At 68.8% G+C, this 14,256-nt stretch carries 14 protein-coding genes; 5 read left to right on the top strand and 9 right to left on the bottom strand.

Annotated elements, in window-relative coordinates; translation table 11 throughout:
- Positions 1–20 precede the first annotated feature (20 nt).
- From J2T21_RS11935 to J2T21_RS11920, 4 genes are all read left to right on the top strand, one after another.
- Positions 21–2,714 (top strand): LuxR C-terminal-related transcriptional regulator, encoded by a 2,694-nt coding sequence (locus J2T21_RS11935; protein WP_307581580.1) that lies wholly within the window; start codon positions 21–23, stop codon positions 2,712–2,714.
- Positions 2,715–2,842: 128 nt separating this feature from the next.
- A complete protein-coding gene (locus J2T21_RS11930; protein ID WP_307581579.1) occupies positions 2,843–3,532 on the top strand; it encodes a hypothetical protein in 690 nt (229 codons plus the stop codon).
- A gap of 93 nt (positions 3,533–3,625) precedes the next feature.
- Complete coding sequence (locus tag J2T21_RS11925; RefSeq protein ID WP_307581578.1) at positions 3,626–4,126, top strand: DUF2306 domain-containing protein; 501 nt, start codon at positions 3,626–3,628, stop codon at positions 4,124–4,126.
- Positions 4,123–4,407, top strand: coding sequence for a hypothetical protein (locus J2T21_RS11920; protein ID WP_307581577.1), 285 nt, complete (start codon positions 4,123–4,125; stop codon positions 4,405–4,407). Before J2T21_RS11925 ends, J2T21_RS11920 begins: the two co-directional genes overlap by 4 nt.
- A 60-nt stretch (positions 4,408–4,467) precedes the next feature.
- Here J2T21_RS11920 and lgt read toward each other — a convergent pair whose 3' ends face one another.
- From lgt to hisI, 8 genes are all read right to left on the bottom strand, one after another.
- Positions 4,468–5,508, bottom strand: coding sequence for a prolipoprotein diacylglyceryl transferase (gene lgt / locus J2T21_RS11915; protein WP_307581576.1), 1,041 nt, complete (start codon positions 5,506–5,508; stop codon positions 4,468–4,470).
- Positions 5,505–6,299 carry a tryptophan synthase subunit alpha gene (trpA, locus tag J2T21_RS11910; protein ID WP_373457926.1) on the bottom strand — a complete coding sequence of 265 codons (795 nt, stop codon included), beginning with the start codon at positions 6,297–6,299 and terminating at the stop codon, positions 5,505–5,507. Before trpA ends, lgt begins: the two co-directional genes overlap by 4 nt.
- Complete coding sequence (trpB, locus tag J2T21_RS11905) at positions 6,296–7,576, bottom strand: tryptophan synthase subunit beta (protein ID WP_307581612.1); 1,281 nt, start codon at positions 7,574–7,576, stop codon at positions 6,296–6,298. The genes trpA and trpB overlap by 4 nt, the downstream gene beginning before the upstream one ends.
- 64 nt (positions 7,577–7,640) lie before the next feature.
- Positions 7,641–8,471, bottom strand: a complete 831-nt coding sequence (trpC, locus tag J2T21_RS11900) for an indole-3-glycerol phosphate synthase TrpC (RefSeq protein ID WP_307581574.1) — start codon at positions 8,469–8,471, stop codon at positions 7,641–7,643.
- Positions 8,472–8,473: 2 nt separating this feature from the next.
- Positions 8,474–8,725 (bottom strand): HGxxPAAW family protein, encoded by a 252-nt coding sequence (locus tag J2T21_RS11895; protein WP_071213328.1) that lies wholly within the window; start codon positions 8,723–8,725, stop codon positions 8,474–8,476.
- A gap of 114 nt (positions 8,726–8,839) precedes the next feature.
- Positions 8,840–9,445, bottom strand: a complete 606-nt coding sequence (locus tag J2T21_RS11890) for a Trp biosynthesis-associated membrane protein (RefSeq protein WP_307581573.1) — start codon at positions 9,443–9,445, stop codon at positions 8,840–8,842.
- Positions 9,442–11,001 (bottom strand): anthranilate synthase component I, encoded by a 1,560-nt coding sequence (locus J2T21_RS11885; RefSeq protein WP_307581572.1) that lies wholly within the window; start codon positions 10,999–11,001, stop codon positions 9,442–9,444. The genes J2T21_RS11890 and J2T21_RS11885 overlap by 4 nt, the downstream gene beginning before the upstream one ends.
- Before the next feature lie 46 nt (positions 11,002–11,047).
- A complete protein-coding gene (hisI, locus tag J2T21_RS11880) occupies positions 11,048–11,449 on the bottom strand; it encodes a phosphoribosyl-AMP cyclohydrolase (protein ID WP_071213331.1) in 402 nt (133 codons plus the stop codon).
- Between the two features lie 143 nt (positions 11,450–11,592).
- Between hisI and J2T21_RS11875 the strand changes: the two genes are divergently transcribed.
- Positions 11,593–12,225, top strand: a complete 633-nt coding sequence (locus J2T21_RS11875) for a TIGR03085 family metal-binding protein (protein WP_307581571.1) — start codon at positions 11,593–11,595, stop codon at positions 12,223–12,225.
- 22 nt (positions 12,226–12,247) lie between these two features.
- Here the strand turns inward: J2T21_RS11875 and J2T21_RS11870 are convergent, their stop codons facing one another.
- Positions 12,248–14,251, bottom strand: a complete 2,004-nt coding sequence (locus J2T21_RS11870) for an amidase (RefSeq protein WP_307581570.1) — start codon at positions 14,249–14,251, stop codon at positions 12,248–12,250.
- Positions 14,252–14,256: the final 5 nt, after the last annotated feature.

Below are 14,256 nucleotides of genomic sequence, written 5' to 3'. Positions count from 1 at the left end.
CCCCGAGAGAATGCCGGACCATGGCACGCCCCCTGATTGCCACCAAGATGAATGCGCCCAGGCAACGACGCGGCCTGGTGGCACGTCCGCGACTCGACGGACTGCTGGCCCGCGGAGCCGAGCCAAGGCTCACGCTCATCTCGGCCCCGGCCGGGTTCGGCAAGACAACGCTCCTGTCCCAGTGGTGGAGGCAGAACCACGAACGGGGTCGCCGTATTGCGTGGCTCTCCCTGGACGCAACGGACAACGATCCGGCGTCGTTCTGGACCGGCGTGGTGACGACCCTGCAAGCGGCGGTTCCCGGCGTCGGCCCGGCGGCGATGGATCCGGTTGCGGCTTCCCCCGCACCAACCGGAACCGAGCTCGCCATCCTGCTGAACGAGCTCGCTGCGGAACCCTCAAACGTCTGGCTGGTACTCGACGACTACCACTTCATCTCCAACCGCGATGTCAGTGGGGCCATGGCATTCTTCCTTGACCACCTTCCGCCGCAGGTGCACCTGGTGATCAGCACCCGCTCCGATCCGGATCTGCCGCTGGCACTTTGGCGGGGACGAGGCGAGCTGGTGGAGATCCGCGCCGAGCACCTGCGGTTCACCCCGGACGAGACGACCGAATACCTCAATTCGGCCTCAGGGCTGGAGCTGGCCCCGGAACAGGTGGCGGTGTTGGGGCAACGCACGGAGGGGTGGATCGCGGCGCTCCAACTCGCCTCGATCTCCTTGGCCGGACACGGGGACGCAGCAGGGTTCATTGACCGCTTTGCCGGGAATGACAGGTATGTCGTCGACTACCTTGTCGAGGAGGTGCTGGCACACCAGCCGGCACCGGTTCGCGACTTCCTGTTGGACACCTGCGTCCTGCAGAGGCTGACGGGTCCGCTTTGCGATGCCTTGAGCGGGCGCACGGACGGGGACCGCATGCTCATGGAGCTGGAGCGGGCCAACCTTTTTCTTCTCCCGCTGGATGAGAAGAGGCAGTGGTACCGCTACCACCAACTGTTCGCCGATGTGCTGCGGGCACGACTGTCCGGTGAACGGCCCGGGCAGGTTGCAATCCTGCACCGGCGGGCCGGCCAGTGGTACGGGGCCCGTGAAATGTGGCCGGATGCCGTCGGGCATGCCTTGGCCGCCGAGGATTTCGAGGGTGCGGCGCACCTCATTGAACTTGCCTTGCCCCGGATACGGCGCAACCGGCAGGATGCGCTGCTGCTCGGCTGGCTGGACCGGCTACCCGATTCCTTGGTCCGGCGCAGCCCGGTGCTCAGTGTGTTCTACGGGTTCCGGCATCTGGCCGGGGGCGACCTCGACGGTGTTGAGCCGCGGCTTCGCGATGCGGAACTGGCGCTGGGAAGACTGTCCCGCGGGCACGTTCGGGCCGGGCACGAAACCGAAGAAATGCGCGCGCTGCCTGCGACCATCGCCGTCTACCGCGCCGCGCTGGCGCAGGCACGCGGGGATGCGGCCGGCACCTCCCGTCATGCCCGGGCCGCGCTCGAGGCGGCCGGCCCGGAGGACCATCTGTCCCGTGGCGCGGCGGCCGGCTACCTGGGGCTTGCGGCCTGGGCGCAGGGCACGGTGGACGACGCGCTGGCGATGTTCGGACGGGCGGTGGAACACCTGCACCAGGCCGGAAACCTCGTCGATGAACTCGGCAGCACCGTGGTCCTCGCCGACATGTGGCTCGCCGCCGGCCAACCCGCCATGGCGCGCCGGCTCTGCGAGGACGCCTTGGCCCGGGCCGAAGCACTGGGCTCGCCCTTGTCGCGGGCGGCCGCCGAATTGCATGTGGGGTTGGGTGAGATCGACAGCCAGACGGGAAACCTCGAGGCCGCCGAGGGACACCTGCTCGCCGCCGCGGCGCTGCTGGAACACGCGCCGATGACCGAGAGCCGGTATCGCTGGTTCGTTGCGAAGGCGCTGCTCGCCCGCGCCCAGGGCGAACCTAAGGAGGCAATCGCCCTGCTGGACCAGGGCGCACGGCTCTACCGCCCGGGGTTCGTCCCCGAGATCCGCCCCATTGCGGCATTGAAGGCACGGGTGTGGATCGCCGAGGGCAAGCTGCAACAGGCCGCCGCCTGGGCCCTGGAATGCGGGGTTGGAACCACCGACGAGGTCGGATACCTGGGCGAGTTCAACCAGCTCACGCTGGTGCGCCTGCTGATCGCACGGCACCGGGTGGATCCCGGGACCGAAGCGGCCCGGGACGCCGCCGCGCTGCTGGATCGGCTTCTTCCGGGTGCCGGGGCATCCGGGCGCACCGGGAGCGTGCTGGAGATCCGGCTGCTGCTGGCCCTGGCACATGATGCCCTCGGACACGGGGCACAAGCCCGGGCCGCACTGGCCCGGGCGATCTCCGGTGTTCCCGAGCCGGGCGCGTACCTCCGGCTCTTCCTCGACGAGGGCGAGCCCCTGCTCGGGCTGCTGCGCAATGCCTCCCGCAGCCTGGGCGCCGGTGCGGACATCGCCCGGCTGCTGCGCCTCGTCACGATTCCCGGGGCGGCGCCCCCACCCGCCTCGCCGGGCACCCTCAGCGAACGGGAGCTGCAGGTGCTGGGGTTGTTGGACAGCTCGATGAACGGGCCGCAGATCGCGGCGGAACTGTTCATTTCGTACAACACGCTGCGCACCCACACCAAGCACATCTTCACCAAGCTTGATGTCACCGACCGCCGGGCAGCGGTCCTCCGGGCGCGTGAACGCGGCTTGCTGTAAACCGCCGCAACATCCGCATCTCACCCCGACGCTCACCTCTTTGGGTGATGCCCCCTCACCCCGCGGATTCCTAGTCTGGAGCCATCCCGCGGCAGCCGTCGCGGAAACCCGCAACCAGGGAGCCCGACATGTCCATCACCACCACCAAGATCGCCCGCGCCGCCGGATTGTGCGCAGTTGCAGCGGGCCTGCTGTTCCTCGCGGTCCAGGTCAACCACCCGCACCTGGACGCTGCCTTTGCCACCACGCCCGAGTACCTGCTGCGCCAGGGGGCAAAGCTGCTGATGTCAATCCTCGCGCTCATCGGAATCACCGGCATGTACCTGACCCAGACCAGGAAAATGGGGGTACTTGGCCTGCTCGGATACCTCCTCTTCGGCGCCTGCCACCTCATCATGATGAGCGTGGAAACCATCGGGGCGGTCGTCCTGCCGGTGCTGGCCCACGGCGCACCGGGGTACGTCAACGACGTGTTCGCGGCCGCCACCGGTGGCAGCCCGACCGAGGGCATCGGGTTGATGACCGCCCTCTCCCTGGCCTCCGCCGGGACCTACATCGCCGGCGGGACCATTTTCGGCATCGCCTTGTTCCGGGCCGGGTTCCTCGCACGATGGGCTGCCGCGCTGCTGGCCGCGGGCACGGCCGCAACCATCGCCATCCCCCTGCTGCCCATGGTCAACGAAAGGTTGTTCGCGGTGCCCACCGGGGTGGCACTGCTCGGCCTCGGATACTCTCTGTGGCGCGTGCAGCGCACCGCGAATGATGCGGCCTTGGGGCTCTCCACCGCCTCGGCACCGGTGAAGCACGGTGCAAAATGAGTTCCCTGCCCACTTCACGAAGCGGCGCACCGGGGCGGTGGGTGCCGTTCGCGCTCATCGCCCTGGTGCTGGTCCCCGCGGTGGCCGGTGTCCGTGCACATCGTTGCCGCGATCGCCTACGCGGGGCTTGGGGCGTTCCAGTTCTCCCCCGGCTTCCGCCTCCGCCGCCCGCGCTGGCACCGCTGGACGGGCAGGGTCTTGGTGCCGCTGGGCCTGGCGGTGGCCTTCTCGGCGTTGTGGATGACGCTGTTCTATGCCAGGGCTCCCGGCACCGGCCAGTTGCTCTTCGGGCTGCGGCTGCTGTTCGGCACGGGCATGGCTGCCGCCGTCGTCCTGGGATTCGCGGCAATACGCCGCGGCGATGTACCGGCCCACCGGGCCTGGATGGTGCGGGCCTATGCGCTGGCACTGGGTGCCGGCACCCAGGTATTGACCCAGGGCATCGGCAATTCCCTCTTCGGAAGAAGCGAACTGACCACCGCACTGATGATGGGTGCCGGGTGGGCGATCAACCTCGTGGCCGCGGAGATCCTCATCCGTTCCCCCCGCGGCCAACGCCTCGGCGGTGCCATGGCGAAGGCGGCATCCCGATGAGCCGGCTTCCCGCGCCGCGGGTTCCGGCCGGCTACCGCGTTCGGGTCGAGGGCCGGTTGGATCCCGGATGGTCGGCCTGGTTCGACGGCCTGGCCCTGTCACCGGAGTCCGACGGCACCACCGGCATTGGCGGTTTCGTCCCGGACCAGGCGGCGCTGCACGGACTGCTCGCGAAGATACGGGACCTTGGCCTCGTCCTGCTCTCCGTGGAAGTCATCGATCCGACACCCGGCGGGGAACCCCTGGAACAGACAGCGACGGCCGGTCCTCCCCTTCCGTGAAGAAGGGGAGGACCGGCCGTCGCTCGGCACCGTGGAGCCGTTTTGGCGGGCGCAGTGGTGTTATTTGTCCTGCATTCCGGGACCGGTCTCGCCCGTTTCCGGCTTGCCGTCCTCGGGCTTGTTGCCCTCCGGCTTCCCAGTGGCTTGCGCCTCCGAGCCGGAGGCGTCCGCCATCGTGGTCCCGGCGGCGACTTCGGCCTTGGATTCGCGGCCCTTGAGGTAGACCCCGGGATCCGGCAGCGGGCGCAGGCGGATGAGCACGAAGGCCAACCCGATGGCGCCCATGATGATCATGACAATGGCCAGCCACATGTGTACGCGCAACCCGATGCCCAGGATGGTGATGGTGTCCGCGGCGTCGATGCGCATGGTTTCCATGATGGTCCGGCCGATGCCGTACCACAGGATGTAGGTCCAGAACAGGGAAGCCCGGCGCAGCTTGAACTTCCGGTCAAGGGCCAGCAGCAGGAAGACCCCGGCCACGTTCCACAGCGATTCGTAGAGGAAGGTGGGCTGGAACAGGGTTCCGGCCGGCAGGCCCGGGGGGAAGTTGTAGCTGTTCGGGTCGATTTCCAGGCCCCACGGCAGCGTGGTGGGTTTGCCGAAGAGTTCCTGGTTGAACCAGTTGCCCCAGCGGCCGAAGGCCTGGGCCAGCAGCACGCCCGGGACCGCGGCGTCCAGGAACGCCGAGAGGCGCACCCCGGCACGCCGGCAGGCGATCCAGGCACCCAGGGAGCCCAGCGAGATGGCACCCATGATGCCCAGCCCTCCGGCCCAGATCTGCGGGATTTCGGAAAGGTGCGCCGACTGGCCCTGGAGGCCGAAGTAGTACTCGGGGTCGGTGACCAGCACGTGGTAGAGGCGTCCGCCGACGATGCCGAAGGGGATCGCCCAGATGCAGATGTCCCAGACCACGTCCTCCGGCCCGCCCTTGGCCCGCCAGCGCCGGGAGGCGATCCACATGGCGGCAATGATGCCGACCATGATGCAGATCGCGTAGGCGTGGATGGTCAGCGGGCCGATGGAGAACTTCGAGAACTCGGACGGCGGGCTCGGGATCGAGGCCAGGATATTGGCTCCCGCCACGGCCAGCGGCATCATGCGTTCACTGCCCGCCCGCTGAGTTCCGCGGTCAGCTTGGCCACCGCGTCCACTCCCCCGTCGCGCAGGGCCGCGACCAGGGCGGTGCCCACAATGACGCCGTCGGAGTAGGCGCCGATTTCTTCCACGTGCTTGCGCTGCGAGACACCCAGGCCGACGCAGGCGTTTTCGGCTCCGGCGGCGTGGGCCGCGGCGACCACGGCGGCAGCGGCGTCGGAGACCTCGGCGCGGGCGCCGGTGACGCCCATGACCGAGACGCAGTAGACGAAGCCGCGGCTGGCGTCCACGGTGGCCTTCATGCGGGCCTCGGTGGAGGACGGTGCGACCAGGAAGACGCGGTCAAGGCCGTACTTGTCGGAGGCCTCAAACCACTCGGCCGCCTCGTCGGGGACCAGATCGGGAGTGATCAGCCCGGCGCCGCCGGCCTCGGCCAGGCGGCGGGAGAACTCGTCCACGCCCATGCGCAGCACCGGGTTCCAGTAGGTCATGATCATCACGGTGGCGTCGCAGCGCTCGGTGATGCCCTTGACGATGTCGAACACCTGGGCGACCTTGAAGCCCTGGGCCAGCGACTGGACCGTGGCGGCCTGGATGACCGAGCCGTCCATCACGGGGTCCGAGTACGGGATGCCGACCTCGATGATGTCGGCGCCGTTCTCGGCCATCGCCACGGCCGCGTCAATGGTGCCCTGCACGTCGGGGAAGCCGGCGGGCAGGTAGCAGATCAGCGCCGGGCGGCCTTCGGCACGGGCCGCGGCGATCGCCGCGGCACTCTTGGATACGGGGCTCACTTGGCGTCCTTTTCGGTGTCGATGAGGTTGAACCATTCCGCTGCGGTTCCAACGTCCTTGTCGCCGCGACCCGAAAGGTTGGCGATGATGATGGTTTCTTCCGGCACCGCACCGCCGGCGATCTTCCGCTCGGCGATCTTCAGCACGCCGGCCAGTGCGTGGGAGGACTCGATGGCCGGGATGATGCCCTCGGTGCGGCAGAGCAGCGAGAAGGCGTCCATGGCCTCCGTGTCGGTGATCGGCTCGTAGTGGACCCGTCCGATGTCCGCCAGGTAGGCATGCTCCGGGCCGACGCCCGGGTAGTCCAGGCCGGCGGAGATCGAGTGCGACTCGATGGTCTGGCCGTCGTCGTCCTGCATCAGGTAGCTCTTGGCCCCGTGCAGCACACCGGGCTTGCCCAGTGTGATGGTCGCGGCGTGGCGGGGGGTGTCGATGCCGTCTCCCCCGGCCTCGAAGCCGTAGAGCTCGACCTCGGCGTCGTCCAGGAAGCCGTGGAAGATGCCGATGGCGTTGGAGCCGCCGCCGATGCAGGCGGCCACGGCGTCGGGCAGCCGGCCGGCCTGGGCGATGATCTGCTCGCGGGCCTCCTCGCCGATGACCTCGTGGAAGTAGCGGACCATGGCGGGGAACGGGTGTCCCCCGGCGGCGGTGCCCAGCAGGTAGTGGGTGGTTCCCACGTTGGCGACCCAGTCGCGCAGCGCCTCGTTGATCGCGTCCTTGAGCGTCTGGGAGCCGGCGGTCACCGGGATGACGGTGGCGCCAAGCAATTGCATGCGGGCGACGTTCAGGGCCTGCCGGCGCGTGTCCTCCGCACCCATGTAGACCACGCATTCCAGGCCCATGAGGGCCGCGGCGGTGGCCGAGGCGACGCCGTGCTGGCCCGCGCCGGTCTCGGCGATGATGCGGGTCTTGCCCATGCGCTTGGCCAGCAACGCCTGGCCCAGGACGTTGTTGATCTTGTGGCTGCCGGTGTGGTTCAAATCCTCGCGCTTGAGGAAGACGCGCACCCCGCCTGCGGCCTCGGAGAAGCGCTTGGCCTCGGTGAGCAGCGAGGGGCGGCCCGAGTAGTTCTTGTTCAGGTCCTTGACCTGGGCGATGAACTCCGGATCGGCCTTGGCCGCCTCGAAGGTCTCGTTGAGCTCGTCCATGGCGGCGATCAGGGATTCGGGCATCCAGCGTCCGCCGTAGTCGCCGAAGTACGGGCCCGCGGCGTGGCGCAGGGAATGGGAAGGCTCGGAGGCGGGCTTGCTTTCACCCTGGTCTGGGTCACCGGTCATCGGGTTCATCTGGCGCATCCTTTTCTTGCTCAGGAATTCTTCGAGGGGGTTTTGGGGGTGTTGCTTAGCGGTCGCGGGCCGGCTTGGCGGCGGTTCCGGCCTCGATGAAGCGCTGAACGGCGGCACGCGGGTCGTTGTCCTTGACCAGGGCCTCGCCCACCAGGACCGCATCGGCACCGTGGGACGCATAGTGCTCGACATCCGCGACGTCGCGGACCCCGGATTCGGCCACGATGACGACATCGGAGGGGATGTTTTCGGCCAGGCGGGCGAAGTTGCCGCGGTCCACCTCAAGGGTCTTGAGGTTGCGCACGTTCACGCCGATGATCTTGGACCCGAGCTTCACGGCGCGGGCGATTTCTTCCTCGGTGTGCGTCTCGACCAGGGCGTTCATGCCCAGGGCGTGGGTCAGGTCGAGGAATTCGCGCAGCTGCGCGTCATCCAGGGCCGCGACGATCAGCAGCACCAGGTCGGCACCGTGGGCACGGGCCTCGTGGATCTGGTAGGCGTCGACGGTGAAGTCCTTGCGCAGCAGCGGGATGTCCACCGCGGCGCGCACCGCGTCGAAGTCGGCCAGCGAACCGCCGAAGCGGCGTTCCTCGGTCAGCACGGAGATCACCGAGGCGCCCCCGGCGGCGTAGGCACGGGCCAGGTCCGCGGGGCTGCCGATGTCGGCCAGCTCCCCCTTGGAGGGGGATTTGCGCTTGACCTCGGAGATCACGCGCATCGAGGCGTCGCGTGCCCCGGGGTCGGTGTTGCCGCCCAGGGCGGCATAGCCGTCACGTGCCGGGGCCGCCAAAGTGGCGTCGGTCTCGATTTGCGCCTGGCTCCGGATGGACCGACGGGCGTCCAGATCGATCCGGACGCCCGCGATGATTTCAGTTAGTACGCTCACGGCTAGTGCGAGTCACCCGATTTGGAGCCGTTGACGCCGTAGCCGGCCTTCTTCATGATCCAGCCGACGACCAGGCCGAGCAGGACGACGCCGGAGCAGATGTACACCACGAGGTGGTTGTGTGCTGCGAAGGCGATGCCGCCGGCGACGAAGCCGACCATCATGATGCCGACGGCCGCCCAAGCGGCCTTCGAGTTGCCGTGGCCGATTTCTTCTGCGTGCATTGGATCGATCTGGGTGTTGGCGTTAGCCATGGTGGGAGACTCCTTCTCACCTCGTGCCAATCGGGAGTGGCCCCGATTCATTTCTCGGTTCCATTCTGCCATTCTTTAAGGCGATGGCATGCCATGTTGCGCAGTGTGTGCGCATCAGCCGGTGGGATCATCCCCCCGGGAGAGCGAGTCCCAGCCGGAGATCTCATCGATCTGCCCCGTCGGCTCGGCCGCCGTGGTCCCGGGCGCGGTTGCCACCGCGTCGCGGGCGTACTTGCGCGACCCGGCCCAGTTCCGGCCGGTGATGCCCAGCAGCAACGCGCTGGCCACGAGGATCGCGCCGGCCAGCACCGCGAACCAGGGCCAGGGGGTCAGGTCGTAGTCGCCGCCGGAGGTGTTCAACCCGGTGGCTTCCCCGACCTTGGTGGCGGCGGCAAACACGGGATCGGCGAGCACCGAGATGCCGGCGCCGGCGATGCCGCCTCCTGCCAGCAGCAGGATCGCGGCGATGATGTAGCGGGCAATTTTCCCCGCGATCATCGCGGCCAGCGAGCCGGCCAGGGCCACCACGGCCAGCGCGGCCACGGCGGTGGCGGCATCGGAGCCCGCGATCTGGATCAGCGGGATCTTCACGGAGCCGACCTCGGGCTGGACGTTGATCCAGGTCCGGGTGCTGGTGGCCAGCGCCAGCACCGCGCCGAGCAGCCCCAGCAGCATCACGGAGCGCTTGGAACTGCGGCGGGGTTTCGTTGTGGTGCTCATGTGTTGGTGCCGTCCACTTGTGCCGGCGCCATGGTCCCGGCGGCCCAGACGGCGCGCAGGGGTGCGGCCGACTTGTTGATGGTTTCCAGTGCCTCGGCGTCCAGGTCGGAGTCGGCGACGATGCCGCCGCCGGCCTGCACGTAGGCGCGGTTGCCCTTGATCAGCGCGGAGCGGATGGCGATGGCCATGTCCATGTCCCCGGTGAAGTCCAGGTAGCCCACCACCCCGCCGTAGATGCCGCGGCGGTAGGGTTCGAGCTCGTCGAGCAGCGAGAGTGCCCGCGGCTTCGGGGCCCCGGACAGCGTGCCGGCCGGGAAGGTCGCGGCGAGCACGTCGTAGCCGTCGGTGCCTGGCTGCAGCTTGCCGACCACGTTGGAGACCAGGTGCATGATGTGGCTGAAGCGCTCGACCTCCATGAACTGGGTGACCTCGACCGAGCCCGGGACGCAGACCTTGGACAGGTCGTTGCGCGAGAGGTCCACCAGCATCAGGTGCTCGGCGCGTTCCTTCTCGTCGGCCAGCAGGTTCTTTTCGTGCAGCTGGTCGTCCTCGTAGTTGGCCCCGCGCGGGCGCGAGCCGGCGATCGGGTGGGTGACCACGTGGTCGTCGTTGACGGTGACCAGCGCCTCGGGCGAGGAACCGACGATCGAGTAGCCCTTGCCGTGGGCATCCTGCAGCGAGAACAGGTACATGTAGGGGCTGGGGTTGGTGCCGCGCAGGATCCGGTACACGTCCAGCGGGTCGGCGTGGGTCTCGAGCTCGAAGCGGCGGGAGACGACCACCTGGAAGACCTCGCCGTCGACGATGGCTTCCTTGCCGCGCAGCACCGCCCGGCGGTAGGAGTCCTCGTCCCAGGAGTGGGTGACGGCGTTCATCAGCTCTTCGGCCGGGACGTCGGTGCCCGAGAGCACCGAGACCGGGTTGTCCGCCGCCTCGCCGAGCGCCTCGAGCATCTCGCCCAGGCGCGCCACGGCGTGGTCGTAGGCGCCGTCGACACCCTCGGTGGTGCCGTTGAAGTTGATGGCGTTGGCGATCAGCGTCAGGGTGCCGTCGGTGTTGTCGTGCACGGCCATGTCGCCGACCAGGTTCATGGCCAGCTCGGGCAGGTGCAGGTCGTCGGCCGGCGGGTTGGGCAGCTTTTCCCAGTGGCGCACGGCCTCCCAGCCGATGAAGCCGACCATGCCGCTGGTCAGCGGCGGCAGCCCGTGCAGCGCTTCGGTGCGCAGGGCGCGGACGGTGTCGCGCAGCACCTCGACCGGGTTGCCCTCGGTGGGCATGCCCGCCGGCGGGGTGCCCTGCCAGTGGGCCTTGCCGTCCAGGGTGGTCAGCGTGGCGGGCGAGTTCACGCCGATGAAGGAGTAGCGCGACCACACTCCCCCGGCGGCCGCGGATTCCATCAGGAAGGTTCCGGGGCGGCCGTCCGCCAGCCGGCGGTAGATGGAGATGGGTGTCAGCGCATCGGCCAGCACCCTCATGCTTACGGGAACGACGCGGCGTTCCGCGGCGAGCGCGCGGAATTGCTCGCGGGTGGGGGTCAGGGCGCCGAGAGCTTGCATGAGCGAAGAATGGTCCTTGCGTGTACGGAGTCGAGCGGGGGGAAAATCAGGAAACGCGGCGGCCCACGACGGCGGGCAGTTCGCGGCCGTCGAAGCACGTGCGCGTCCCGGTGTGGCAGGCGGCGCCGATCTGGTCGACGACCACCAGCAGGGCGTCTCCGTCGCAGTCAAGGGCCACGGAGCGGACCAGCTGGGAGTGCCCGGAGGTGTCGCCCTTGCGCCAGTATTCCTGGCGCGAGCGGGACCAGAAGGTCACCCGCCCGGTGGTCAGGGTGCGGCGCAGTGCCTCCTCGTCCATCCATCCGAGCATCAGCACCTCACCGGTGCCGTGCTGCTGGATGACGGCGGCCACCAATCCGGCGTCGTCCTTCTTCAGGGCGGCGGAAATCTGCGCGGACAATTTCCCGTCAACGGAGGCGGGGGCGGCGAAGGCTGGGTTCTGCGACATCCACACCAGTCTAGTGCCACGGGCGGCAAAACGCGGGCCGACCCACGTGGGTGCGACCCCCGGTGACGATTTGGCCACAGATGCCGCGACCCGGGCGCGACACAGGGGCTCCAAGTGCCTCCGAACGTGTTAGTTTCGAAGTGATGCATTTCGTACCAGCCTCGCGTGAAGTATTGGCCGAAGTCCTGCTGGCGGCAGGGCCAACGGCCCCCACCCTGTGCGCAGGATGGGAGACCCGGCACCTGGCCGCGCACCTGGTGCTGCGGGAGCAGTCGCTGCTGGCCGCGGGCCTGGTGCTGAAGCCCCTGGCGCACCGCATGGAGGCCGAACTTTCCCGCCGCGCCGATCGCGCGCTGGATCGCAATGCCTACGCCTCGATCGTGGATGAATTCAAGGCCGGCGCCCCGAGGATCTCCCCGCTGTCGGTGCCCCGCATGGACCATGCCGCGAACCTCTCCGAGTTCTTCATCCACACCGAGGACGTCCGCCGTGCGGGCGACCGCTGGGTTCCGCGTGCGCTCGACTCCAGGTACGAAGACCTGCTGTGGGAGGATCTGGTGCGCCGGGCCGCGCACTACTACCGCGGAGTCGATGTCGGGATCATCCTGGTGCTGCCAGACGGCCGGCGCCACGTGGCGCGCAAGTCCAGCACCTCGGTGGCCATCACCGGGCGCGCGGGCGAGCTGTTGCTGCATGCCTCCGGACGCCGCGAAGAGGCCCTGGTGACGTTCGAGGGCGCCCAGGAAGCCATCGCCCTGCTGTCGGTCTCGCTCTAGCAGGACACCAGGCCGCGGGGGCCTAGATCTCCGTATAGGCCCCGGCCGCCAGTCCTCCGCCTGCCACCACATGGATAACCGCCAGGCTACGCCCGGCCGGGTTCGACCCGACGGCAGCCGGTTCCGCCGCCGCAGGCAGGACCGCAGTGGCCCTCCATGTTGTTCCTTCGCGCAGGACCGCCGCCGGTTCGCCATTGACAGTCAGCCGGAGCGCGGCGCACTGCGGGGCCCGGACGCTGCCCTCAAGAAGCACGTGCCGGGCGCCCTCGTGCTGGCTTGCGGGGTCCACCCCTGCCGTGATGGATATTTCCGGCGTTTCGGTCCATGTGCCTGCAGGGCTATCTGACCAGCTCCGGTCCCCGGGCAGCCCGGGAGCGAACGCAGGGGCCGTGCGCAGGGTGCCTGCATGCTCAAAGGCCCAGCCCCATCCGAGGATCGCGTTGTCCGCATAGGCCGGACCGGCGAACGTGAGCCCCACCGGCATGCCGATGTCGTCCATCGTGCCCATGGCCACGGTGATGGACGGGATGCCGAAGTGGCGCATCGCGTAGTTGCCGTTGGAGAAGAAGATCCCGTTTTCCCAAGCCTTGTCGGCCGCTTCCTTCTCGATGTCTGCGGTGGCGGCGCCGACATCGGAGTTGGCGGGGAAGAGCACCCCGTCGAGGTGGTGCTCGGTGAGCCAGTCCTCGAACAGTTCCTTGCGCAGGGCCTCAAGGGCCTTGAGCCCCCGGGCGAATCCGGGCAGGTCGGCCAGTTCGGGCAGGCCGTCGGCCGCCAGCTGCACCACGTCGCGGTATCGGTTCTCGTAGTCCGCGACCTCGTCGTAGCGGTCGGGCAACGACCCCGCGGGCGCGGGGAAGATCCTGGCGTGGTCTACATCGGCCAGGCGGTTCAGTGCCGGGTCGTTGTTTTCGCGCAGGAACGTGTCCCAGCCGTGGGAGAGGATCTCGTTGAATTCGATATCCATCCATCCCTCGGGCAGCACGCCGAGGGCGCCGAGCTGCTCTCCGCCCGGGGTGTCGCCCTCGTATTTTTCGATGACCGGGAAGTCGACCTCGACGACCGTGGCCCCGAGGTCCTCGAGCCGTTTGCGGGCTGCCGCCCAGAGCGCCAGTACGCTGGGGCGCACGCGGATCGGGAACATGGGCTCCTGCCCCAGGTACATCCGCGGCACCCCGAAGCGCCTGCCCTTCAAGGCGTCGGCATCGGCCAGTCTTGCGTAGCTTTCGGGGCGCACGGACGAGGCGGCAGGCAGTTCGACGGCCTCTTGGTCGCGCCAGAAATCCCCCGCGGTCTTGGGGTCGTCGGCGACGACCACGTCCAGCAGCCGGAACATGTCATCCATGGAACGGGTGTGCGGGACCACGACGTCGCGGGTCGGGAACAACGGCCAGTTGCCGCGGATCGAGATGACCCCGCGCGAGGGAGTGTAGGCGCACAGCCCGTTGTTGGAGGCGGGACTGCGGCCCGAGGACACCGTTTCCTCCCCCATGCCAAAGACCCCCATGCTGGCAGCGGTGGCGACCGCCGAGCCGTTGGACGAGCCCGACGCGTAGGCAGCGGCGAGGTAGTTGGTGTTGTAGGGGCTTTCGGCGCGTCCGTAGAGACCGCGCTGCATGCCGCCGTCGGCCATGGGAGGCATGTTGGTCTTGCCCAGCAGCACTCCCCCGGCCTCGCGGATGCGGGCCAAGGTGAATGCGTCGTGCTGGGCCACGAGGTCCTTGAAGGCCGGTGAGCCGGAGGCCACGGTGAGCCCGGCGACCATGTAGCTGTCCTTGACGGTGAACGGCACTCCTTCCAGGGACCCGGCCTTCCCTGCGCGCCGCCGCGCATCCGAGGCCGCGGCCTGGGCAAAGACGTTGGGGTTCAGCACCGGCACCGCATTGAGCCTCACCGTGGACCTGTCAAAGCGCCCGATGCGGGCCAGGTGGGCGGCGACCAGCTCGACGGCGCTCACCTGGCCGGCTTCGAGGGCGTGCAAGGTCTCCTCGATGGACGCTTCGTGGATGGTGAACTGTCGTTTCATGAGGG

Source organism: Paeniglutamicibacter psychrophenolicus, from assembly GCF_030812255.1.
Lineage (GTDB): Bacteria > Actinomycetota > Actinomycetes > Actinomycetales > Micrococcaceae > Paeniglutamicibacter > Paeniglutamicibacter psychrophenolicus_A.
Note: the sequence above shows the minus strand (reverse complement) of the source record. Positions and strands in the feature narration are given on the sequence as shown.

Coding starts and splice junctions, on each gene's coding strand:
- hisI (WP_071213331.1), bottom strand. CDS start 11,449: ATGTCGCAGAACCCAGCCTTCGCCGCCCCCGCCTCCGTTGACGGGAAA.
- lgt (WP_307581576.1), bottom strand. CDS start 5,508: ATGATGCCGCTGGCCGTGGCGGGAGCCAATATCCTGGCCTCGATCCCG.
- J2T21_RS11930 (WP_307581579.1), top strand. CDS start 2,843: ATGTCCATCACCACCACCAAGATCGCCCGCGCCGCCGGATTGTGCGCA.
- J2T21_RS11875 (WP_307581571.1), top strand. CDS start 11,593: ATGCATTTCGTACCAGCCTCGCGTGAAGTATTGGCCGAAGTCCTGCTG.
- J2T21_RS11885 (WP_307581572.1), bottom strand. CDS start 11,001: ATGCAAGCTCTCGGCGCCCTGACCCCCACCCGCGAGCAATTCCGCGCG.
- J2T21_RS11935 (WP_307581580.1), top strand. CDS start 21: ATGGCACGCCCCCTGATTGCCACCAAGATGAATGCGCCCAGGCAACGA.
- J2T21_RS11870 (WP_307581570.1), bottom strand. CDS start 14,251: ATGAAACGACAGTTCACCATCCACGAAGCGTCCATCGAGGAGACCTTG.
- J2T21_RS11920 (WP_307581577.1), top strand. CDS start 4,123: ATGAGCCGGCTTCCCGCGCCGCGGGTTCCGGCCGGCTACCGCGTTCGG.
- trpB (WP_307581612.1), bottom strand. CDS start 7,576: ATGACCGGTGACCCAGACCAGGGTGAAAGCAAGCCCGCCTCCGAGCCT.
- J2T21_RS11890 (WP_307581573.1), bottom strand. CDS start 9,445: ATGAGCACCACAACGAAACCCCGCCGCAGTTCCAAGCGCTCCGTGATG.
- J2T21_RS11895 (WP_071213328.1), bottom strand. CDS start 8,725: ATGGCTAACGCCAACACCCAGATCGATCCAATGCACGCAGAAGAAATC.